Source organism: Chryseobacterium sp. 7, from assembly GCF_003663845.1.
GTDB lineage: Bacteria > Bacteroidota > Bacteroidia > Flavobacteriales > Weeksellaceae > Chryseobacterium.
In genome coordinates this window covers 2,564,407-2,585,862 of the sequence record NZ_RCCA01000001.1, presented here as the reverse complement: position 1 = coordinate 2,585,862, position 21,456 = coordinate 2,564,407, and the positions used below count along the sequence as shown (strand labels likewise).

At 36.7% G+C, this 21,456-nt stretch carries 19 protein-coding genes; 6 read left to right on the top strand and 13 right to left on the bottom strand.

The window, feature by feature from the left end; genetic code table 11:
* Positions 1-15 precede the first annotated feature (15 nt).
* Genes CLU97_RS11965 through CLU97_RS11955 form a run of 3 tightly spaced genes read right to left on the bottom strand, consistent with a single transcriptional unit; the run spans position 16 to position 3,996 of the window.
* Positions 16-1,473, bottom strand: coding sequence for a ferritin-like domain-containing protein (locus CLU97_RS11965; RefSeq protein WP_121488129.1), 1,458 nt, complete (start codon positions 1,471-1,473; stop codon positions 16-18).
* A 4-nt stretch (positions 1,474-1,477) separates the two neighbouring features.
* Complete coding sequence (locus tag CLU97_RS11960) at positions 1,478-3,553, bottom strand: GMC oxidoreductase (RefSeq protein ID WP_121488128.1); 2,076 nt, start codon at positions 3,551-3,553, stop codon at positions 1,478-1,480.
* A complete protein-coding gene (locus CLU97_RS11955) occupies positions 3,550-3,996 on the bottom strand; it encodes a hypothetical protein (RefSeq protein WP_121488127.1) in 447 nt (148 codons plus the stop codon). The genes CLU97_RS11960 and CLU97_RS11955 overlap by 4 nt, the downstream gene beginning before the upstream one ends.
* A gap of 472 nt (positions 3,997-4,468) precedes the next feature.
* Here CLU97_RS11955 and CLU97_RS11950 point away from each other — a divergent pair, with 472 nt between their 5' ends.
* Positions 4,469-5,785 carry a M20 family metallopeptidase gene (locus tag CLU97_RS11950; RefSeq protein WP_121488126.1) on the top strand — a complete coding sequence of 439 codons (1,317 nt, stop codon included), beginning with the start codon at positions 4,469-4,471 and terminating at the stop codon, positions 5,783-5,785.
* Here CLU97_RS11950 and CLU97_RS11945 read toward each other — a convergent pair.
* The gene (locus tag CLU97_RS11945; protein ID WP_121489725.1) at positions 5,782-6,198 is read right to left on the bottom strand and encodes a RidA family protein; all 417 of its coding nucleotides are present in this window, start codon (positions 6,196-6,198) and stop codon (positions 5,782-5,784) included. The genes CLU97_RS11950 and CLU97_RS11945 overlap by 4 nt on opposite strands.
* Before the next feature lie 312 nt (positions 6,199-6,510).
* A complete protein-coding gene (locus CLU97_RS11940) occupies positions 6,511-7,113 on the bottom strand; it encodes an FMN-dependent NADH-azoreductase (protein ID WP_121489724.1) in 603 nt (200 codons plus the stop codon).
* A gap of 116 nt (positions 7,114-7,229) precedes the next feature.
* Here CLU97_RS11940 and CLU97_RS11935 point away from each other — a divergent pair, with 116 nt between their 5' ends.
* Both CLU97_RS11935 and CLU97_RS11930 read left to right on the top strand, forming a co-directional pair.
* Complete coding sequence (locus tag CLU97_RS11935; protein WP_121488125.1) at positions 7,230-7,586, top strand: winged helix-turn-helix transcriptional regulator; 357 nt, start codon at positions 7,230-7,232, stop codon at positions 7,584-7,586.
* Positions 7,587-7,695: 109 nt separating this feature from the next.
* Positions 7,696-8,292, top strand: coding sequence for a Crp/Fnr family transcriptional regulator (locus CLU97_RS11930; RefSeq protein WP_121488124.1), 597 nt, complete (start codon positions 7,696-7,698; stop codon positions 8,290-8,292).
* A gap of 163 nt (positions 8,293-8,455) precedes the next feature.
* Here CLU97_RS11930 and CLU97_RS11925 read toward each other — a convergent pair whose 3' ends face one another.
* The 5 genes from CLU97_RS11925 to CLU97_RS11905 all read right to left on the bottom strand — a co-directional run bounded on the left by CLU97_RS11925 (position 8,456) and on the right by CLU97_RS11905 (position 12,911).
* Positions 8,456-9,298: a universal stress protein gene (locus CLU97_RS11925; RefSeq protein WP_121488123.1), complete on the bottom strand. Its 843-nt coding sequence runs from the start codon at positions 9,296-9,298 to the stop codon at positions 8,456-8,458.
* Positions 9,295-9,810 carry a MarR family winged helix-turn-helix transcriptional regulator gene (locus CLU97_RS11920; protein ID WP_228437670.1) on the bottom strand — a complete coding sequence of 172 codons (516 nt, stop codon included), beginning with the start codon at positions 9,808-9,810 and terminating at the stop codon, positions 9,295-9,297. The genes CLU97_RS11925 and CLU97_RS11920 overlap by 4 nt, the downstream gene beginning before the upstream one ends.
* Before the next feature lie 192 nt (positions 9,811-10,002).
* Positions 10,003-11,208, bottom strand: a complete 1,206-nt coding sequence (locus CLU97_RS11915) for an MFS transporter (RefSeq protein ID WP_121488122.1) — start codon at positions 11,206-11,208, stop codon at positions 10,003-10,005.
* An 88-nt stretch (positions 11,209-11,296) separates the two neighbouring features.
* The gene (locus CLU97_RS11910; RefSeq protein WP_121488121.1) at positions 11,297-12,211 is read right to left on the bottom strand and encodes a helix-turn-helix domain-containing protein; all 915 of its coding nucleotides are present in this window, start codon (positions 12,209-12,211) and stop codon (positions 11,297-11,299) included.
* 184 nt (positions 12,212-12,395) lie between these two features.
* On the bottom strand, positions 12,396-12,911 hold the full coding sequence (locus CLU97_RS11905; protein WP_121488120.1) for a hypothetical protein: 516 nt from the start codon (positions 12,909-12,911) through the stop codon (positions 12,396-12,398).
* A gap of 119 nt (positions 12,912-13,030) precedes the next feature.
* On the opposite strand from CLU97_RS11905, the gene CLU97_RS11900 reads away from it, so the two are divergent.
* Entirely contained in the window at positions 13,031-14,443 is a 1,413-nt protein-coding gene (locus CLU97_RS11900; RefSeq protein WP_121488119.1) for a PLP-dependent aminotransferase family protein, read from the top strand.
* A 97-nt stretch (positions 14,444-14,540) separates the two neighbouring features.
* On the opposite strand, the gene CLU97_RS11895 is transcribed toward CLU97_RS11900, so the two are convergent.
* Positions 14,541-16,025: a M1 family aminopeptidase gene (locus CLU97_RS11895; protein ID WP_121488118.1), complete on the bottom strand. Its 1,485-nt coding sequence runs from the start codon at positions 16,023-16,025 to the stop codon at positions 14,541-14,543.
* A gap of 331 nt (positions 16,026-16,356) precedes the next feature.
* On the opposite strand from CLU97_RS11895, the gene CLU97_RS11890 reads away from it, so the two are divergent.
* Together CLU97_RS11890 and CLU97_RS11885 are read left to right on the top strand one after the other, a co-directional pair.
* Entirely contained in the window at positions 16,357-16,533 is a 177-nt protein-coding gene (locus CLU97_RS11890) for a histone H1 (RefSeq protein ID WP_047377485.1), read from the top strand.
* Positions 16,534-16,810: 277 nt separating this feature from the next.
* Complete coding sequence (locus tag CLU97_RS11885) at positions 16,811-18,382, top strand: M28 family peptidase (RefSeq protein WP_121488117.1); 1,572 nt, start codon at positions 16,811-16,813, stop codon at positions 18,380-18,382.
* A 95-nt stretch (positions 18,383-18,477) separates the two neighbouring features.
* Here the strand turns inward: CLU97_RS11885 and CLU97_RS11880 are convergent, their stop codons facing one another.
* On the bottom strand, positions 18,478-19,119 hold the full coding sequence (locus CLU97_RS11880) for an HAD family hydrolase (protein ID WP_183084558.1): 642 nt from the start codon (positions 19,117-19,119) through the stop codon (positions 18,478-18,480).
* A gap of 42 nt (positions 19,120-19,161) precedes the next feature.
* Positions 19,162-21,285: a Tex family protein gene (locus CLU97_RS11875; RefSeq protein ID WP_121488115.1), complete on the bottom strand. Its 2,124-nt coding sequence runs from the start codon at positions 21,283-21,285 to the stop codon at positions 19,162-19,164.
* Between the last annotated feature and the right edge of the window lie 171 nt (positions 21,286-21,456).

The window sequence follows — 21,456 nt, the reverse complement described above, 5'->3', positions numbered from 1 at the left end:
ATATCGTTTTTATGGTTATAAATTGATGTATTCGAAAGTTGGGCCCGCATTGGCTTGGGCATCCAACGGTTGTTTCATCAGGTTGACAGCCTGTTCTTTCAATGCATACATATACATGATAGATTTCTCAAGCTCTCTCTGATTGCCTTCTACAGCACTTTGGATGGCATCTAATAATCTTCTGTAGGTTTTATTAAATTCAACGGCCTGAGCATGTAATTCTTTGTTTTTTACATAGTCTTCCATTTTCGGGTTAGGTTTCATCGGATAGGCTTCGTTCCAGTCTACAGGTAAATCTTTTCCTGTAGGTGGAGTTGTTACAGGCATCATTCCGTCTTCATCCATGAAGGGTTCATAATTTCCTCCCAGGTAAAAATGCTCATGAAAAACCTCTTTAAATCTGAAATAATGAGCCAGTTCCACGCCTTCTTCAAACTGAGAAGGATCAACATCGAAAATAGAATCATCAGCACCCTCTCCCTGTCCTTTAATCTCCTGAAAAACCGCAATTACTCCTGCTAAAGCTTCTACAGAATGCAGTTTTCCACCACTTCCGTAATATTGTTCAGGACGGATCTGTTTAGCTGGATTTCCTGTAAAAATACCTCCGGTATTCAATTCTTCAAATGTTTTCGGAAATGTTCCGTGCTCTTTGTAATAAGCAATGATTTGGAAAATAACGATATAGAAGAATAAAACGTCGTAATATTCACCAATGGTATGTACATTTTCCATAATGAACCCTTTCATATTTTCAAGCGTCCAGAAATTATTCTCCTGTACAGCTGCTCTTTGGGAATATAATGCCGAAGTGTCGGTTTCGTGATCGTATTTCGGAGCTTTTACCAAAGGCTTGCTTGGACTTTCAATAGCAATAAATGTTGCAATACTGTTGCTTGAGAATGTCTCCAGACCTACATAGAAATCAACATTCATGGGTAATTTCATCGGGTAAGTAGGGTAGTTTTCTTTTTGATTGACAGAAGGCTGAATATCAATAGCATTCAAAACATTACACACCATAATCAGATGAAGCATTTCTTCTACTGCAACGCTTCGGATAATTTGTGAAGCTAAAGCATTGGTTCCATCCTTGATTGAATACAAAGCGGTAAGATAGGGTGGAATAGTAGAGTGCTCAATAAGAATAGCCGTTTGCAAAAGATCCTGTAAAACCGGTTTATAATCAATTTCGGTTAATCCTTTTTTGGATTCAGAAGTTTCAGAACCGAATTGAGATTGCAGATAAGCATTGAAACCATCAATCTGATCATTAAGCAAAAGGGTAGTTAAGGTTTTACTGTGATGTTTTAACCCTTCTGTCCAGTCTTCTTTACTAAGTGTTGAATCAAGCAATAAGGAAGGTAACGAAATAGTTTCAGCAACAACAGCGCTTCTGCCTGCCATTCCAGCTTCTTTTCCTGTTAATAATGTTTCCTGTGGGGTTGTTTTATTGATAAGTTTTTGTCTCATGTTGTTATTTTTTTAGTTGAATTTCAAGATCAGCAAGGATAGATTCTACCGAACGGATCGTGAATGCTGATAAGGTTAAAGTAGGGTTTGAAGTTCCCAGAGTCGTCATATTTCCGGCTCCTACGATGTATAAATTTGGGTGATCCCAGGCTTTACAATAGCTGTTGGTAACAGAATCTTGAGCTGTAGAACCCATTCTGTGCGTTCCCACAATGTGCCCGGCTCCGTTGTAAGAATATCTTACGCCATTGTAGATTACGGAATTCTTGTCTGCTGCTGTATATTTCGTGAAATCTTCGATATTTAATCTTTTGAACATCTGATCAGAAGCATGTTTGGCCTGTTCCATCGCCTTCATTTCGTATTCCGTCAGTTCATAATGAATAACAGGTCGCGGAATTCCAAGAACATCAAGATACTGATCATTAATGGTAACTCTGTTGTTGGGATTTGGCAGCTGCTCAATTTCAAAATGGAATAATACCTGTTTTGAAAGTCTGTTTGTAAGTTCTTTTCTCAACTCAGCTCCAAAAATTCCATCTCCGATGAATTCTGCTATGTCAGATCCCGGAGAGAATGCAGGCCAGCCCCATCCCCAATTGTCTAGAGGAGAGATCCATGCAGAAAATTCACCTCTGAAATTTCCATCACGGAAAGACGAGATATTGGTGGTGGAACCAGGGCCTCTGTATGGATAAACTGGCTCAGGGAAAAGTCCCCAGGTAAGCATTACCATGTGATCCATTAAGTTTCTTCCTACCTGATCACTGCTGTTGGCAGCCGTTTTTACCACATTATTTACAGTATATTTGGAATTCAGTAAAATCTTTGGATTTTCAAAGGCATTCGCTGCCAGAATCACAATCGCATCAGAAGTATCAATGGATTCTTCAATAAAATCTGTTTTTTCTCTTGAAGTATATCTTCTCAGGTGAACTTTGGAGATTTTATCTTGATCATTCTGATCAACACTCAATCTGTAAACCACACTCTGAGCCTGGATCTGCATGAATGGATTTCGGCTTAAATTTTCATTCTCATTAATTTTATACAAAGCTTTTTTCAATGTTTTTAAAGCATTGTATTTAGCCTGAACCGGGCAGATCGGAACGCAGGAAGCATTTCCCTCGCAGCGTTCTCCCATATAAGGATTCCATACGGAGCCCAAAGCTTTATATTCTTCTTTTTCGGAGCTGTCTAAAACAAGTTTATACCCGGAATCTTTCGTTTCTGCCTTGATGATCTTTGTTTTTCCGTATTTCGGATTGGGGATAGAATTTCTTCCCTGAGGAGAAGGCACCATCATTAACGGAATCTCTCCGGAACTTAGCTTTACACTGGTACCTTTAAGACCTTCAATAATCTTATGATCCATGTAACTCTGAGGAATTTCTTCCATCGGGAACACATAATTTCCGTAATATTCTTCCATATTCTCAGAAATTGGATATTCCTGTCTGGAAACATCTCCGGAAACCCCGATTTCAAATTCTGCCATTTCATAATAAGGCTTTAGCTCATCATAAGTTATCGGCCAGTTGACTGGAGATGGTTCTTCAGAATTTGGTTTAGGGATTGTAATGCCATATTTTTCTGTAAGTTTGAAATCGTTCGGAAGCATTCTTGGCGTAGTTCCCAGCCAGTGAAGCGTAGTTCCGCCACCCACCCGGATTGCATCACTTGCAAACGGCATTGGCCCAAACTGAACCAGATATCCCTTTTTATCAGGAAACGGCTGTACAATATGTTCCATATCCAGAACATTCGGAGAAGGGGCTTGCTTCAGGTTTGGATAAGGAGAGTTGGGAACCTTGGCTTCCTCTCTGTAAAAAGTACGGATATACTCATTATAATTGGTCATTGAGGATACCGAATCCAGTTCCAGGCCGGCTTCTAACCCTGCCTCATACATGAGGATGGATATTTCACGGATATTGTCTGATTTTCCGGCGTCTGCACGGTGAATCATTTTTCCTTTTGTAGCATCAAATACATGATCTGACAGCAGTTTTGCGATCAATGATCCTGCGATTCCCGTTCCTACGATAATCACATCTTTTTTATGGTTGTTCTGATTCATGAGTGGCTGTTTACAGGTTTAATATTCCAAGATTTGTAGCCGGGCTGCTTGGCTCCCGGCGGATGAGAATGCATCAGATTCCAGACAAGTCCTTCTTTGTAGGAAAGATCATTGATGTAAGCCCCTTCCCAGATTCCCAAGTACCACATGGTGATCACTTTTCCAGAAATATCAGTCATTCCCGGATTTTTAATAATTTCAGATTGAATGGCTTTTTTCAATTCCTCTCCAGGGGGATATTTTTCGAGAATATTTTTCGAAACGGTCAGAAATTCTACGAAAGTAGCCGCATCTAAACTTTTGAGGATATAAGTGTAATAGGTTTCTGCCAGGCCGGTAGACTGGAGTTCATTGACTGTAAATCCGGTGAGGTTTTCCGAGATAGACATAAACACGTCGAAATAATAATCGTCGACGTTGAGGATTTTGTTAATGATGTTCATTTCGTTAAAAATTTAGGTTAGATATCTTCAACTCCTTTTTACAGGAGCTAATCATGCCGATTGATCTATAGCTGCCGATTTTTCAGATACCACCTCTTTTTCAGAAATGAATGTCCAGGTTTCAAGCTATCCATAGTTTGTCAGTTTTTGTTTATCCGAAATTAATCAGATCCCTGCAGATAAGATTCAGTATTTCTACGTAATTTGTAATTACGGGTATTTGTATTTTTGTTAATAAATCCTTTATTCAAGGGTGTTTAATAGGTTTTTGTTTTCACCTAGTTTAGAATTAATTTAAATAGTGTGGTATTGAATTCAGGATAAGATTTTGAAGCCGGAAAGATTCAGTTACCAAAAAATAATAATAAATTGATGATCAGGCTGTAACGAAAGTGAAACAGCGAATGTCTAATCTCTATAAATGAACTTTTGATTCAGTAATTACCAATTATAAAACCACTAATCACTGACCATGAAACAACTTACCTTAACTTTATTGTGTTTTGCTTCCTCTGTTTTGACAGCTCAGGGATTGAATAGTAAAAAAGACGCAGCTGTTCCTTCCAAAAATTTGAACGGACAAACAATTCATCAATCTGTTCAACAGGAGACGGACAGGATATTCAATAAATTAGTGACTATAAGAAGACAGTTCCATGAAAACCCGGAATTGGCAGGTAATGAAAAACAGACTCAGGAAAAAATTAAGCAATATCTGCTGGATTTGGGATTAGAAGTTCAAACAGATAATTATGGACACAGTGTTGTAGGAATTCTGAAAGGTGATAAAAAAGGGAAAAAGATAGCATGGAGATCAGATATGGATGCTTTACCCAATGATTATCCGGATCCTGAAACTTTCAAATCAAAAATAAAAGGCATTCAGCATGGTTGTGGTCATGATATACACATGGCGGTTGGGCTGGGAATTGCTGAGGTATTGTCCAAAAGCAAAAAATCGTTAAAAGGAACCGTATATTTTATATTTCAGCCTGAAGAGGAAACTTTCAAAGGAGCAAAAGAAATGATTAACAATGGATTACTTTCCAAAATACATCCTGATGAAATCTATGGATTGCATGTGACAGCCACACCTGTAGGACAAATCATGGTGAAGCCTGATGAAATGTTTGCTTATCAGAAAAGAATAAGAATTCAGCTGAAAAACGGTTTGACTGAGGAACAGCTCAACGGGCTAGCCAAGAAAATCAGCAATGCTTTATTCCGAACGTCTAACGGAAGTAAACCATGGGAAATACAATCCATTGTTGATCCTAAAATCGGGTTGACGAATCCTGATACTATTTTCAAAGATTATATGTTCACGGACGGAAAATTTACTATTTATTCCAAAAATAATCAGTCTTTTCTTGAAGCCTATCTGTACGAAACGAACGCTTCTCATTTAGATAAAATAATTCCTGAAGTTCAGAAAGTGATTATAGACAATGGGTATCAAAATCAGCTTGTTTCAGTTTCATTTGTTCAGGAAAATCCAACGGTTATCAATAATGAAAAACTGACGCATTCAGCAATAGAAATTCTTCAGAATCTGTATGGAAAAAATACAGTGGCTGCAGATTATGGCCAGGTTCCGTTTTTCAATGATGATTTTGCGTATTTCCAACAAAAAATCCCGGGAGTTTATTTCTTTCTCGGGGGTTCCAGCTTTGAAAAAGGAGTGATTGCGATGAATCATTCTCCCAATTTTCAGGTGGATGAAGAAAGCATCAGAACAGGAGTGAAAAGCTTTTCATCATTAATCATTGAACGTCTTAACAGAAATTAATTTTTTACTGCAACGGCATCAATCTCAAACAGCATCCCTGGCAAAGCAAGCTGGCTCACTGGAATAAGCGTGCTGGTAGGAAAGAATGATTCTTTCCATATATTTTTTGCTTCTTCAGCCCATATTTCAAGCTTTTCCTGATTATGACCTACAATGAGAAGAGTGATTTTGATAATATTTTCAAATGTCATAGAATGGCTCTGTAAAACAATTTCCATATTTTTTAAAGCATCCTGAACCTGGGTTTTAAAATCGTCAGCCAATACATGATTTTCTCCCAAACCGCCGCTCTGCCCAGAGATAAAGCATATTTTGGAAGGATTTTCCACAGAAATGCTGTGTGAAAAGCCATAAGGGCTGGGATTAAATAAGGCCGTTGGATTGATCAATTGAGGTTGTTGAGTGTTTTCCATAATTTTGATTTTGATCAGGTAAAAATGAGAGATAAAAACAATAAAGGACTTTACATATGTTGAGAAAAATATTCTTTTAATTGCGTAAAGATTCTCTTCGGTAATAATGAGATACTGATATAAAAAATGCTGTCTCCTAAAGAAAAATAGTTGGGTTTTTGTCATTGACTACGTCGAATCTTCGATTTCTGGCGAATGAAGAATCTCTTTAACAATAAGTCACATGAGATTCTTCATTACATTTCTGAACTACGTTCGCAGATTTTCAGTCTGTATTCAGAATGACAGTTTTGAAACAGCATTTTAAATTTTTTATTCTACCACTATACTTTCAATTCCTTTTTGCAGAGCCGTTTCCTGAATAACCGGAACGGAAAGTCCCTCCGCGCGGACAACAGAAATATCCGTCATTCCCATAAATCCTAAGGTTTGTTTTAAGTAAGGCACTACAAAATCATAAGCCTGTCGTTCTCCTTCAGAGTATACTCCACCACTTGAAAAGGCAAGATATACCTTCTTATTCTTTACCAGCCCTTCAGGACCATTTTCGCTGTAGCTGAATGTTTTTCCTGCTCTCGCAATGTGATCCAGCCATGATTTCAGGGTAGAAGTGATGCTGAAATTGTACAATGGAGCTTCAATAACGATAATATCCGCTTCATGAAGCTCATCAATCACCGTATCTGAAAGTTTCACCGTTTCCAGTTGCTCAGCAGTACGGTGTTCTGCCGGAGTGAAAAATGCATTGATGTGTGCTTCTTCCAAATGAGGAAAAAGAGGATTGGCCAAATCACGCTTTTTAAAAACACTGTCAGGATATTTGGCTGTGATTTTTTCTACAACAGCATTTCCCAGTTTTTTACTGATAGATGATTCGCCTCTCGGGCTTGAGATAATATGAAGTACTTTTTTCATTTTTATTTTTTTTAAAATTGATGTTTCAAAATTATCTATATTTACTAATAAAAAGATAGTAGTTACCAAAAGGTTAGTAATAACATTTAGGTTAGTAATCAATGAAAACATAGACAATGGAAGAAGAAAAAATAGTGTATTCAAGGCCGCAATGCAGTACGCATCTGGCTGCTACTGAGGATGCTTTATATGTTTTGGGAGGCAGATGGACCATCAGAGTGATGATTGCCATTTTGGGCGGACATACACGCTTCAACGAGCTACAGCGAACCATCAGCGGTATTTCAGCAAGAGTCTTATCCAGCGAATTAAAGAAACTGGAGGTGAATCATCTGGTAGAAAGAACTGTAATTACCGATCAGAAACCGGTTTTGGTAGAATATGTCCCTACGGAATATAGTGAATCCCTGAAAGATGTGATTGCTGCTCTTGCGGATTGGGGTTCAAAACATAAAAAGAAAATTACAGCATAATAAAATAAAAGAATATTGCAGATGTTGAAAGAATCACTTTTCTGTGGTATTTGATAATTTGCAATAAGCTCCTACTTTAAGTATTTTTACCCAAATTAATAATAGCAAGATGATCATATGTGAAGACTTATTATTCTCCCATGGAGCCACACTGGAAAATTATGAAGCAGGAAGTTCTGTTTTTCAGGAAGGCGCTGCGGTGAAATATTATTTTCAGATCAGAAGCGGTACTGTGAAACTGAATACTTTTTTGGAAGACGGAAAAGAATTTGTTCATGGGCTGCCTTTTGATGGTCATTGTATTGGCGAAAGCTATTTGTTTACAGTTCATCCGTATGCCATCAATGCTATAGCGGTTACCAACTGTGAAATTATTAAGATTTCCAAAACCAAATTTCTGCAGATACTGGTAGAAAAACCTGATCTTATGTTGGAAATCAATAAATATATGGCAGATAGAATGCATTTCAGGTACATGATCTCCAGCTTTCTGGCTATTTCAGACCCTATTGTAAAGCTCATGAAGCTGTTTGACCATATTAAAAAATATTTCGGATTTGAAGAGGCTTATTCCTTTCTTATTCCCTATACGAGACAGCAAATAGCAACATTGACCGGTCTTCGGGTAGAGACGGTAATCAGATATGTGAAGAAAATGGAGGAACAGAAACTGGTTAAAATTGAAAGTACTAAAATTTATTACTAGTTTTCAGTCATTCACTTTAATTTTTTGAAACATTAAGATGGTATTAAGAGGTTTAGAATATTAAGATGAGCTTTGCTTTAAGCTAAAAAAATCTTAACTATACTTTATTTCTTAAATTTATTCTTAATGGTTTATACAGAACATTTTTTAGATTCAAATGTTTCTATTTTAAAATTAAAACAGGCTGGTGGGTGTTCTGGTAAATCCCTTCAGAAATGCTTCTGCTTGCAAGATAATATAGAAAACTATGCTTGCCTGGCAAAGCAATAATAAGATCTGCCTCATTAGTTGAAGCAAAATTCAGGATGCCTTTAATTACATTTTCTTCGTAGGAATAATGAATGCTGCTCGGGATTTCCGTTAAATGTTCACGGATATAATTTTCCAGTTCTTTCTTTTTGTTCTCATCCTCTTTTTCACGGTTATTGATATTCAAAAACATCAAACGCACATCCTGTTTATGAATAACAGACTTGTGATGGAAAAGTCTTTCCAGCCTTTTAATACCATTGATATCACAAGGAATAAAAATATTTTTAATAGGAGTGTAATGATAGCTGTTGGGCACAATTAGAGTTTTTACAGGACTTGTTCTTGCAATGCTAATGATGTTGTCGGAAACAAAACTTTCAGTGGAAGAAGTCTGGTCGTCACTTCCCAGGATAATAAGTTCTACAGACGGCTGGTTTTTTAAAAGTTCATTGATACTTCTGGTAAGTGCCCAGTCGCTTAATACCTTAGAAACCTTTATTTCAGGAGATTTTTCTTTTATGATTCCAATTAACTGATCAAACAGTAGCTCCGTTCTCTGTAAAAGGTTGTTAACACTTTCTTCATTCACAAATGAATGTCCTTCTGCGATATGCAGATAATCAAATTCAGACTCACCTGCAGTTTTTAATAAGATGATGTTTTGATATTCATAGGTTTTTGCCCAGTCTGCGGCAATTCTTACTGCATTTTCCGTAGTTGATGTAAAATCAATAGGTACAAGGATTGTTCTCATAGTGTATCATTTTTTGGTCCCGGTTCTTCCAGGTTTGCTGTCATTTTTTTTACCAGTAGCAGCGCTTTGCTGATTTCTTCCGCATCAATATCGCCAGCTGCTTTTTTATAAAGATCCAATGCCCATGGATAAACGGTTTCTACAATCTGTTTACCCTTTGGAGTCAGAAAGATCTGCTTATTTCTCCTGTCATTCTGATAGGCAATTCGTTCTACCAAATCTCTTTTTACGAGACTGTTGATGAGATACGTAATGCTTGACTTGTCTTTGCTTACCTTGTTTCCTATTTCCTGCTGATTAATCCCGTTATTTCGGGAAAGCAATCCCAGAATTTCAATTAGTTCAAAAGAAAGATCCGGATCATATTCATTAATGCTGTTTTGGATTTTCTGTCGAAGGCGGCTTTTCATTTCGCTCATCGCCAGGCCAAGTTCCAAAGCCATTTCTGATATGTTATTCTGTTTTGCAAGCATAGTTTGATAATAATGATTAAGCATGATAAGATGCATCATGTTAAAAGAATCTTCTTGCGTACCTAATCATACCAAATATACGGAAAATTAGTTTTAATTAAAACTAATTAAGGGTAAAATATTATATGATTTAAAATGAAGTGTAGAAAATATAAATCTGAAGGAATGAATTTTACTGTCTGATGGCTAAGGGTTTAAAAAGTACAAAACAGAAATAAAAAAAAGCAGAGATTAATTCCCTGCTTTTTCTTTTTTTACCGCCTGATGCATGATAAGGATAATTCCCAAAAGGAAACAGGCTATGATAAGATAGCGCCAGGACAGCCCCTTTTGATCCGTTACAGTGCCACTTACAGAAATGATAAAACTCGTTACGGAAGTAATCACATAGACCAATCCACCCATCAATCCACCGGCTGTTCCTGCATTTTTAGGAAAGTAGAGCATACTTGTTGTAAAAAAGGAGGTAAATAAAATTCCGGAACAGATATGAATGAAAAAGGCAAAAGGGATCATTATGAAAAGGCTTTCTGCAAAATAACTGGTCGTAATCAGGCATGCAATCAAAATAAGCTGCAATAAGATAGGCTGTAATATTCTGGGTTTAAAATCCAGAGTCAGTCTGCGCTTCCCGATAAAGCCTCCAATCATCCATGAGAAACCTAAGATCAGGGTACAGTATCCAATAACTACCGGAGTAAAATGAAACGTGTTTTCAATAATAAAAGGTCCGGTAATATTAAACAGCATTACTATAGAATAGCTTAGTCCTAAAATGAAAATTCCCAGCATAAAAATCCTGTTCTTCAGCATCATTTTATAAAGACTGATATTTTCAGACAGATCCAGCTTCTTTTTCTGAGGAAGACTTTCTTCACTGAAAAACCATTCGAATAAAAATAAGAACCCTGCGTATCCTGCAAGAAAATAAAAATTAGCATGCCAGTTAAACATTTTCTCAAGATAACCTCCAAGGAATGGTGCCAGAATAGGACCGCAAGACCATACAATGGTAAAGTAGCTCAAATAATGTTTCACCCTCTCTGCATCGTAAATATCCACAAAAATAGCACGCGTAGCCACAACAAGTACAGAAACCGCAGCTCCCTGAAGAATACGAAGCAGACAAATCAGTAAAATACTGTTGGTCATCGTAATTAAAATACTGGTAAGGATCAGTAAGAATAAGGCTATCAATTTAGGACGATAGCGCCCGATGCTGTCCAGAATTCCCCCTACAAACAATTGAGAAATTCCGTAACTCAGAAGATATGACGTTAATGTAATCTGAATATCTTTTTCTGAAACCATCATTTCTTTGGCCATAGAAGGGAACGATGGTAAATAAATATCCGTGACAAATCCCGAAAGCGGAATTGACACGAAAGCCATAATGGTAATTAATCTGATTCTTTTTTCAGATGCTTCTCTCAACATATTCATTCATTTTTTACCTTGCAAAAATAAGTCAAGAAATATAAAACCTGATTTTAAAAGACAAAGTAAAAATTACAAAAATCAAATATTAAGATAAATTCTTAAATTTTAATGGGGAAGTCTGTGCATGCTTTTTAAAGAAATTATTAAAATGAGCCGGCTGATCGAACCCTAGAGTGTAGCCTATCTGGGCAATATCCCAATTCGTATATTTCAGCAGATTTTTAGACTCTTCAAACATTTTCTCTTTGATAATCTGAGTTGTAGTAAGGTTGGTAACTGATTTTACAGAAGAATTCAAATGGTTCACATGTACATTCAGATGCTCTGCAAAGTCGGAAGGCGTTTTTAAAGCCAGAGGATAAGCGGGGGAGTCCAACGGAAACTGTTTGTTGAGCAATTCGTCGAAAAGTTTGTACAGCCTTACATTCGCAGGAAGCTCATTAGGGTGAATGTCTTCCACACGGTTTTCCAGTGCCAGATGCATCACTGAGGCCAGATTGCTTTTGATACTGCTGCAACGGAAAGGATACGCTGAATTGTTCATCCTGTAAATCTGTTCAAAATACAGAGTAGCAAGCTGAGTTTGTTCCTCATTGAGAAAGACAACCGGTTTGCTCCATTCTTTGAACATAGAAGTTTTTTTAAACAGATTAAATTCTGAATTTCCGTTAAAAAACTCCTGATTGAAAAGGCAAAAATAGCCCTCCTGTACATCACTTTCGCACTCCCATGAATACGGTATACTTGGAGATGGGAAAAACAAAGCCGGACCATCTATAAACAGCTGGTGTGCTCCATAATGAATCGTACCTTTTCCGATGATAAAGCTGATTTTATAATAATCGCGGCGGTTGTAAGGACTCTTGAAGCTGCAATACCTACGCATGGAAATATTGAAATGAGATTTTCCTGTTTCAAAATCCTCAGAATCAAACATTTTGATCTGATCTTTACGGATGCGTCTGTAATAATCTTCTATTGTTTCCAGCTGATCACTCATAGGTAAAAATTATAAAAATCAAAGATATATAAACTATTGCTTACTTAAAATGATTTTAAGTGAGATAATAGAAATAAGAATTATAGCTTCCCTCAATAGTTATAAGAGTAAAAAGTGATTTATTTACTATAAAAGAGGAAAAACTATGAGCAAATCTGTGAAATCTGCGGTTATAAAATTTAAACTATCCTTTATTAATTTCCAGTTCCAAAATATGAGAAGGCAACTGAAAAGCTCCAGCCTTTGAACCCGATACAGAAACAAATCCAACCTCTTTTAAAAACTCTGAAAGTGGATCATGATCTAACATATTGATCCATACTATATCTGTAAAACTCACCGCTGATCTGCATTTTTTCCAGAGTGACTGTCTTGTTTCAGGAGAATCAAACTCTGAAAGGATTACAAAGCTGATCTCGGTTGCTCTTTTTCCGTCTGGAATTTCCGGATGCAGAGAACCACTTTTAATAATACTGTATCCAATAGGTTTCTGATCAGCATAAGTCATAATAAGCTGGTTGGAAAGATCGTTCAGCTCATTAATCATCTTTCTCGGATCTATTTCGTTTTGAATGTACTTTTTAATTTCCTCCTCGCTTACGAACTCTTTGTGTAATGCATAAACGGAAGAATCAATAATGGCTATAAGATCAGAAATTCCTTCTTCAGAACCTACTGTAAATTTTGAAATGATATCCATGGGATTTTTTTTATTCAAAATTATAAGAATAATACATTCATCAGGGATACAGTTTGCTAAAATATCATCGGTACAGATGAATGTTTTTGTAAATTTGTTCAGTACAGCTGATCAACATCATGAAACCTTTTAAATACGAAATTTTTACAACCATCATAGAAAAACAGATCCGAAGTGGAATTTTACAGGAGAAAGACAAACTTCCGTCTGTCCGGCAGATCAAAGAAAAATACAACTTGAGTACAAGTTCAGTGCAAAGCGGATTTGAATATCTTATGATCAAAGGCCTTGTCATAAGCAGTCCACGGTCTGGGTATTTTGTAGCGGCTATTCAGGAAGAAAATATTCCGGAGGAAAGAATAACACTACCTATCGTAACGCGGGATGAAACATTTATGAAAAATATGATGTTTACCTCCAAAAGAGCTTCAGAATCCAACTCTTTCAATGCAGCGATGCCGGGAGATCTTCTCATTCCGCAGAAACTTATTCTCAGAACAATGCAGGAGGTGATTCGTGAAAAAGGTGCAGCATTACTGAGATATTATCCGTCAAACGGTATGGAAGCATTAAGAAAGCATATTGCCAAACAGATGGGAGCTTATGGCTGTACAATGAATCCTGATGAGATTATTATTACAGACGGTGCTCTACAGGCACTTACAATAGCTTTGAAATCGGTGACTAAAGCCGGAGATACAATTGCAGTAGACAGCCCTTGTGTATTTTCTGTACTGGAAGTGATGATGCATCTTGAATTGAAAGTAATCGAGATTCCTGTACATTACAGAAGTGGTTTTGATGCAGAATATTTCAGAACAGCCTGTAAAGAAAACGAGATTAAGGCTCTTGTTATAACTCCCAATTTTCATAATCCTACAGGAATTATAATGAAAGATGAAGTAAAAAAAGAAGTTTTGGGCATTGCAGAAACGTATCAGTTGTGCATTGTGGAGAATGATATGTATTCTGACCTTTATTTTGAAGAACAAAGACCGCGCAGCATACAAAGCTTTGATAAAAAGGGGATTGTGATGACCTATTCATCATTTTCAAAGACATTGGCACCAGGAATACGTCTGGGCTGGCTTTATGCCGGAAATTTTTATGCAAAATCCGAAAGAGTCAGGTTTGTATTAGGGCGTACGGTTTCTCCTGTTTATCAGGAGCTGGTTTTGAAACTGTTGCAGGGAAACAGCTATGAAAGACATCTTCGGGTATTCCGGAAAAAACTCAATCAGCAGGCGATGCAGGTTTTGGATGCTTTAAGGAATTCATTTCCTGAAGGTTCTTATTTTCACAAACCTCAGGGCGGCTACAGCATTTGGGGACAGCTTCCGGAGCATACGGATATGCAGAAATTTTATCAATATTGTGAGACACACAGCATCCTATTTACGCCAGGGCATACTTTCTCATTCACGGATAAATATGATGGCCATTTCCGGGTGGTCTTTGCGGAAAGGATTACTCCCGAAAGCTTAACCTTATTGGGGAAAGCAGGGAAAAAGGTTAAGAATAGGTTACTTTGAACATAAGAACTTTATTCAAAGCAGGATTTTAAACTTCAATTGACAGGTATAAAAACATGTTTTGTGGAATATCAGAGATAAGAGATTGCCTGTTTTTTCAATTAAGGCCATATTGTACTTTCTTGCCTTTGTCAATTTCCAATTGTGGGATATTATCAATCATTTTAAAATTAAAACCATCAATCCATTTTTCTTTCGTAAGGTCAATATCTACCCCTGAAATGATATGTTTCTGGAAGAAATAAGTAATATCTTCATTCAGATATTGCAGAGCTGTATTGAGAAAAAGTTCATCTGTAAACCTGAGTTTCTTTTCCGTACATACTTTCAATAATTCACGCATCAGAACATCCAGCGATTTTTTATAATGGGTTTTTATTAAAATATGATTATCCAGCCAGAAAGCAAAAATAGCGCCCCGTCTGTAGGGTACTTTTTCTACATCACGGCTTTTCCAGAAATCATCTTTTATTTTATAATTCGGAATATTTCGTTGTGGATTCTTCCAATGACTTTGAATGACTTCAGTATTGAATGAGGAAAGCCACTCATCTATAGAAATATCTTTGATTCTTAATCTGTTTTTATAAGTATAATAATCAGTAAAGCCTTCACTAAACCAATAATTAAGCTCTTCGTTCTTATTTTGAATCTTATTTCCAATCCATTCGTGCATCAGTTCATGATGAAGAAGATAAAGGTAGGCACTTTTGTTGTTGAAAGGATTATTAGTTCCCTGGATCATAAATGCATTTTTGATAGCAGACCCTGTTGAGCTATATCCTTTGAAAAGGCTGTCTTTTTGTGAAACAGTAGGGGTTAAGGTAATCGTATAATAATCCTGATCATAATCTTTCCAGAAATCTCTTTGAGACTGTATCGCTTTTTTGAGGTTTGAAAAAAGGAAATCATCTGTAAATCCGTTTTGCCACTGATCCCTTAATGCAAGATAAACTGGCTTATTTTGTATTTTAAAGGAATAAAACCTATAATCACCTCCTATAAACAATGAGTTGTAAAATCCTTCCCAAAGTGTTGTTTTGATGTTTTGGACCCGGGCCTGTGTAGCAAAATTATTGTGAAGTCTGAATTTCACAGGGAAATTTATCCATTCAAGGGAAAACTCAAATTCCCTGTCTTCCGGTATTTTTGTAAATGAAACGGGAACTATGAATAGGTTTTTACCTAAAACGTGGAAGAATGTATTGTTAATCTTGGGACGATTGAATATTTTATAATTAGGATCTTTAAAATCCTGTTTAATATGATAGACAAGTGAAACTTTGTTTCCTGTTTTCATCCTGACTTTTATTTTATTCTTTTCCGGAAGGTTTTCAAAACTAATATCCGGATTTTCATCTTTTGATATTGTAAGACTGTTGAAGAGATTATTTTCGCCCCAGTTTTCATTGGCAAAATAGAAGGAAATGGTATCTGATGGTTTTTTAAGGATATAATCAACCTGAACTTTTAATCCGTTTTGCTCAAGATCTGCATCATAAAAGATTTTGTAATTTATTTTGTTCTGAGAATAGGTGAGCAGAGGTAATAATAAAGTCAGAATGAATAATTTCTTTAACATGGATAAGTCGTTTTTTCAAATTTATAATAAAATTCGAAAACTTCGGCGTTGATGCTTAGTTGCATTTTTGTCAGGCATTATTTTTAAATGATGTTGTTTTGATTTATCCTCGGTTCTTGTTGATTCTTAATGGTTTATTTAATTATAGGCCCTTGCTTTATCTAAAATCCGATTATACGGCTGTTTTTCTACAATAATTTGATTTTATTTTAAAAATTAAATTGAATTTAAAAAAGACTTAAAAAAAATGATTAAATGAACTATTTTTTTTCAACACAATTAGGCTGGAATCACCATAAAACCTATATTTGCAGCCTAAATTTTTAAATAAATGAAAGAACTAATTGAAAAAATCAACGCAGAATTTGAAGCGTTCACAACTGAGGCAAACCAACAAGCAGAAAAAGGTAACAAAGCAGCTGGAACAAGAGCTCGTAAAGCAGCTTTAGAACTAAGCAAATTGTTCAAAGACTTCAGAAAAGTTTCTGTAGAAGAAGCTAAAAAATAATTTACTTTCAGCCGGCTTTTGAAGCCGGCTTTTTTTATCCCCCAATTCGATGATTTTCTAAATCTGAAATATGTTAAAAACGCTCAATGATAGAGCGATTTTCCTTACATTCAACAGATAATCTTAAATGCTGTTTTATGAATTATAGCCATAAGGCTGATTTTGTTATTGTATTTGGATAAAAAAATTAATAAAATCATTGTAAAACCTCTTTTTTAGGCTTAATCTTTCATCATCTCCCCAATTTCCTTTATCTTTAAAGCAATCAATAAATAGTATGAGGATAAATAGATTTTTTGCAGTGCCTGCGGTAATGCTGGCTGCTCAGTTTTCATGGGCTCAGATAAAGGTTGACCCGAAAGAAAGGCTTAGCCCTGTCGTAAAAAGTTTTGTAGATGAAGTAAATAATAATTCCCAGCTGGAAAATCTGGCTTCTGAGCTGCTCGACGGAATCGGGCCTCGTCTTGTGGGAACTCCTGAAATGCTGGCTGCCAACGAATGGAGCGTTGGTAAACTTCGTTCCTGGGGGGTAGATGCCAATCTTCAGCAATTCGGAACATGGAAAGGATGGCAGAGAGGAACTACTCATGTAGATATGACCTATCCGCGTGTAAAATCTCTTTCCGCAACACAGCTTGCATGGAGCCCTGCTACCAAAAAAGCCATTGAGGCAGAAGTGATTATTCTTCCGAAAGCAGCCTCCAAAGCAGAATTTGATCAGTGGCTTCCTTCTGTAAAAGGAAAAATAGTGCTGATGGCTCAATATCAGAAGATAGGACGTTCTGATGAGCAGATCAAAGAATTTGCGACTCCGGAACTGTATGAAAAGCTTAAAGCAGAAAAAGAACAGGCAGCCAAAGATTTTACAGCGTATATCAAGAACATAGGATATGATAATAACAGTCTTCCGGAAGCTTTAGAAAAAGCAGGAGCGGCAGGAATTGCCATTTCAAACTGGACAGGCATTATGGGCGCTAACAGAATATTTGGTGCCAAAACATCCAAAATTCCAATGATTGATATTGATGTGGAAGATTACGGAATGCTTTACAGAATGGCAGAAAAGGGCACCCAGCCTAAAATTAAGATTGATGCCCAGTCTAAAATACTTCCTGAAGCCAAAAGCTTTAATACCATAGGAATTATCAAAGGGAAAGAAAAACCCGATGAATATGTGATTCTTTCTGCTCACCTTGACTCATGGGACGGAGCACAGGGCGCTACAGATAACGGAACCGGTACGATTACTATGCTGGAAACCATGAGAATCCTGAAAAAATATTATCCTAATAACAAGAGAACTATCGTCATCGGACTTTGGGGAAGCGAAGAGCAGGGATTAAACGGTTCAAGAGGTTTTGTGGCAGATAATCCGCAGATTATTAAAGGAGTACAGGCTGCTTTCAATCAGGATAACGGAACCGGACGTATTGTCAACATCAGTGGTCAGGGATTTGTAAAGGCTTATGATTATGTCGGAAGATGGCTTGACGGAGTTCCGAAAGCAGTAAGAAGCCACATCAAAACAGATTTCCCTGGAATGCCCGGCGGCGGAGGTTCTGACCATGCTTCATTCGTAGCAGCGGGGGTACCGGGAATTTCTTTGGGATCCCTTAACTGGGGCTATTTTGGATATACATGGCATACAACAAAAGATACCTATGATAAAATTGTTTTCGATGAGGTAAAAAATAATGTGATTTTAACGGCTGCATTAGCATATATGGCTTCTGAAGATCCTGAATTCAGCAACAGAGAAAAAAGAGTGATGCCTCAGGATGAAAAAGGAGAGACGGTAAAATGGCCGGAGCTCAAAGAACCGAGAAGAAGTTCTAAGGATTATAAATAAAGCTTTTTATACAATTAGATAAAAATAGAAAAGGTCATCATAAAGATGATCTTTTTTATTGGCTGATTTTCTATCAATTCTTAATTCTGTTAGGATTATTGAAGCCCGACATCCTGTAGATCTGAAAACTTAAAGATGGCTGGCTGATAACGTGAATCTGAAAGTTCACCAAATCCATATTGGCAAAAGACAAAAGGTAATCCATTGGCTTTTGCGGAGTTATAATCCGTTTGGGTATCACCAATATATACGGAATCTTCGATGGCTAAATGATTCCTTTCCATAAGAAGCTTTATATTTTCAGATTTTGTTTTTTGGGTTCGTCCATGGGATTCAAAATCAATGAAAAGATCATTGAACTGATAATATTCTAAAAATGATTCAATATAACCATCCTGAGAGTTGCTTACAATAAAAAGAGAGTGGGTACTGGCCAGACTTTTCAGGGTACTTTCAACACCATCATATAAAATCCCACCCTGTATGTGTAATATTTTATTTTCTTCAGCAACAATTTCAGAAAGAAGAGCTTGAGCCTGTAGATCTGAAATGCCTGGAATAATATCTTTTACAATATCATGAGCCAATAATCCCATATACTGATTCATGTCTTCGGGTTTCAATTCTCTTTGGATTAGCTGATGTTTACCCAGTACTTCATTCCAGATTTTGATAATGGTAGCCCTGGAATCCCATAATGTTCCGTCAAGATCAAAAATTAAGTTCTTTGTTTTCAAAATAAATATTTTGTAATGTATGTTTTAGTTTACAGTGAAAAATTACAGAATCATGCTCAGCTGCACTCTTTTTCTGGCTTCATCCACTTCCGTTACCTTTACACGAACATGCTGATGAAGTTTTACCACTTCATTAACATCTGATACAAATCCGTCTTTTAGCTGGGAGATATGAACCAGTCCGCTTTCTTTGATTCCAAGATCTACAAAACACCCGAAAGCCGTAATATTGTTGACGATTCCCGGAAGAATCATGCCTGCTTTTAAATCTTTAATGCTTTTAACATTCGGATCAAATTCAAATACTTTCGCAGCCTTTCTTGGATCCAGTCCCGGTTTTTCAAGCTCTTTTAAAATATCTTTAATTCCTAAAATCCCGATTTCACCTGTTATATAACTTTCAGGTTTTATCAGGGCTATTTTGTCTTTATTGGCGATAAGTTCATCGGTTTTAATACCTAGATCTTTTGCCATTTTTTCTACAATTCCATAAGCTTCCGGATGTACTGCGGAATTATCCAATGGATTTTTTGCATTTGCAATTCTTACAAAAGCGGCTGCCTGCTGGAATGCTTTTTCCCCAAGTCTTGGAACTTTTTTAAGCTGTTTTCTATCTTCAAAGGCTCCATTTTCAGCACGGTAATTAACGATGTTTTCAGCCATTTTTTCTCCAATTCCGGAAACATAGCTTAACAGTGATTTACTTGCGGTGTTAAGATTAATCCCAACAGAATTTACACATTTCATTACCGTAGAATCAAGTTCATTTTTCAGTTGGGTTTGGTCTACATCATGCTGATATTGCCCTACACCGATAGATTTAGCATCAATTTTTACAAGCTCTGCCAACGGGTCAGAAAGTCTTCTCCCGATAGATACGGCTCCACGAACCGTTACATCATAAGTCGGAAATTCTTCCCTCGCGATTTTACTTGCAGAATAAACCGAGGCCCCGGCTTCCGAAACTACGAAAACCTGCAAAGGTTTATCAAAAGCAATCTTTTTAATAAAAAATTCAGTTTCACGGCTTGCAGTTCCGTTTCCGATAGAAATGGCTTCAATATTATAAGCATTCACCATAGAACGGATCTTTTTCATAGCCATTCCGCTCTCATTCTGCGGAGCGTGAGGATAGAGGGTTTCGTTGTGTAATAAATCTCCTTTTTCATCCAGGCAAACGACTTTACATCCGCTTCGGTATCCCGGATCTATTGCCAGAATTCTTTTTTCTCCCAAAGGCGGGGCAAGAAGAAGCTGGCTTAAGTTTTCAGAGAAAATTTCAATGGCTTTTTTATCTGCTTTTTCTTTGGCTTCCTGCAGTGCCTCATTAGAGATTGCAGGCTCCAGAAGTCTTTTGTAACTGTCTTTTATCGCCAGTGCAATTTGATCCGAACTTTCATTATTAGATTTGATAACAGCCTTTTCAATGAAATCAATGGCTTCTTCCTTGTCAATTCCTACATTTGTTTTTACAAAACCTTCAGCTTCTGCTCTTAACATAGCAAGAAGTCTGTGAGAAGGTGTTCTGCTGAGACTTTCTTCCCACTCAAAATACTGAGAGAATTTCTGTGCATCTTCTTCGTCCTTTTTAGCTTTTACCACCTTGGAGGTAACCACAGCTTTACGTTGAAACAACCTTCTGAGATTCTTACGGACATACATGTTTTCATTGATCCATTCTGCCATGATATCTCTTGCTCCCTGTAATGCATCTTCTTCGGAAGTAACTTCATGGGTAAGATATTTTGAGGCCAGAAACAGAATATCGTTATTTTTCTGGCTCATGATGATTTTGGCTAAAGGTTCCAGTCCTTTCTCTTTGGCAGTATCTGCTTTGGTTTTTTTACGCTTTTTGAAAGGCAGATAAAGGTCTTCCAGTTCCTGTATATCAAAGCTTTCTTCAATTCTTTGCTGAAGCTCAGATGTTAAAGAGTCCTGTTCTTCTATCGATTTTAAAATGGATTCCTTTCTCTTAACGATTTCTTCAAATTGCTTGCTGATCTTTGAGATCTGTTCAATCTGTGTTTCGTCAAGATTTCCGGTTTTGTCTTTTCGGTAACGGGAAATAAAAGGAATGGTGCAGTCTTCTGCTAATAATTGTAAGGTATTATTGATGCTCTTTTCAGAAATATTGAGCTGCTTCTGTATAAATTCTACGGTCGTCATTGTTCTGTTTTCGGATCGCTAAAATAGGGTTTTAAAACGAAAAAAGGCGAGTTGCCCCGCCTTGAATGTTTTCACAACGGAATAATCCTTATTGTGAATTGCTTTCAAAATTTATAATACAAATATAGAAGAAAAAATATTTAATACAATTATGGAAATCCGTAATTTGAA

Bases quoted from the DNA above. Each gene is read 5' to 3' on its own strand.
- CLU97_RS11965 (WP_121488129.1), bottom strand. From the start codon at position 1,473: ATGAGACAAAAACTTATCAATAAAACAACCCCACAGGAAACATTATTA.
- CLU97_RS11935 (WP_121488125.1), top strand. From the start codon at position 7,230: ATGGAAGAAGAAAAAATAGTGTATTCAAGGCCGCAATGCAGTACGCAT.
- CLU97_RS11885 (WP_121488117.1), top strand. From the start codon at position 16,811: ATGAGGATAAATAGATTTTTTGCAGTGCCTGCGGTAATGCTGGCTGCT.
- CLU97_RS11960 (WP_121488128.1), bottom strand. From the start codon at position 3,553: ATGAATCAGAACAACCATAAAAAAGATGTGATTATCGTAGGAACGGGA.
- CLU97_RS11910 (WP_121488121.1), bottom strand. From the start codon at position 12,211: ATGAGTGATCAGCTGGAAACAATAGAAGATTATTACAGACGCATCCGT.
- CLU97_RS11900 (WP_121488119.1), top strand. From the start codon at position 13,031: ATGAAACCTTTTAAATACGAAATTTTTACAACCATCATAGAAAAACAG.
- CLU97_RS11940 (WP_121489724.1), bottom strand. From the start codon at position 7,113: ATGAAAAAAGTACTTCATATTATCTCAAGCCCGAGAGGCGAATCATCT.
- CLU97_RS11950 (WP_121488126.1), top strand. From the start codon at position 4,469: ATGAAACAACTTACCTTAACTTTATTGTGTTTTGCTTCCTCTGTTTTG.
- CLU97_RS11930 (WP_121488124.1), top strand. From the start codon at position 7,696: ATGATCATATGTGAAGACTTATTATTCTCCCATGGAGCCACACTGGAA.
- CLU97_RS11890 (WP_047377485.1), top strand. From the start codon at position 16,357: ATGAAAGAACTAATTGAAAAAATCAACGCAGAATTTGAAGCGTTCACA.
- CLU97_RS11875 (WP_121488115.1), bottom strand. From the start codon at position 21,285: ATGACGACCGTAGAATTTATACAGAAGCAGCTCAATATTTCTGAAAAG.
- CLU97_RS11955 (WP_121488127.1), bottom strand. From the start codon at position 3,996: ATGAACATCATTAACAAAATCCTCAACGTCGACGATTATTATTTCGAC.
- CLU97_RS11915 (WP_121488122.1), bottom strand. From the start codon at position 11,208: ATGTTGAGAGAAGCATCTGAAAAAAGAATCAGATTAATTACCATTATG.
- CLU97_RS11945 (WP_121489725.1), bottom strand. From the start codon at position 6,198: ATGGAAAACACTCAACAACCTCAATTGATCAATCCAACGGCCTTATTT.
- CLU97_RS11925 (WP_121488123.1), bottom strand. From the start codon at position 9,298: ATGAGAACAATCCTTGTACCTATTGATTTTACATCAACTACGGAAAAT.
- CLU97_RS11920 (WP_228437670.1), bottom strand. From the start codon at position 9,810: ATGATGCATCTTATCATGCTTAATCATTATTATCAAACTATGCTTGCA.
- CLU97_RS11905 (WP_121488120.1), bottom strand. From the start codon at position 12,911: ATGGATATCATTTCAAAATTTACAGTAGGTTCTGAAGAAGGAATTTCT.
- CLU97_RS11895 (WP_121488118.1), bottom strand. From the start codon at position 16,025: ATGTTAAAGAAATTATTCATTCTGACTTTATTATTACCTCTGCTCACC.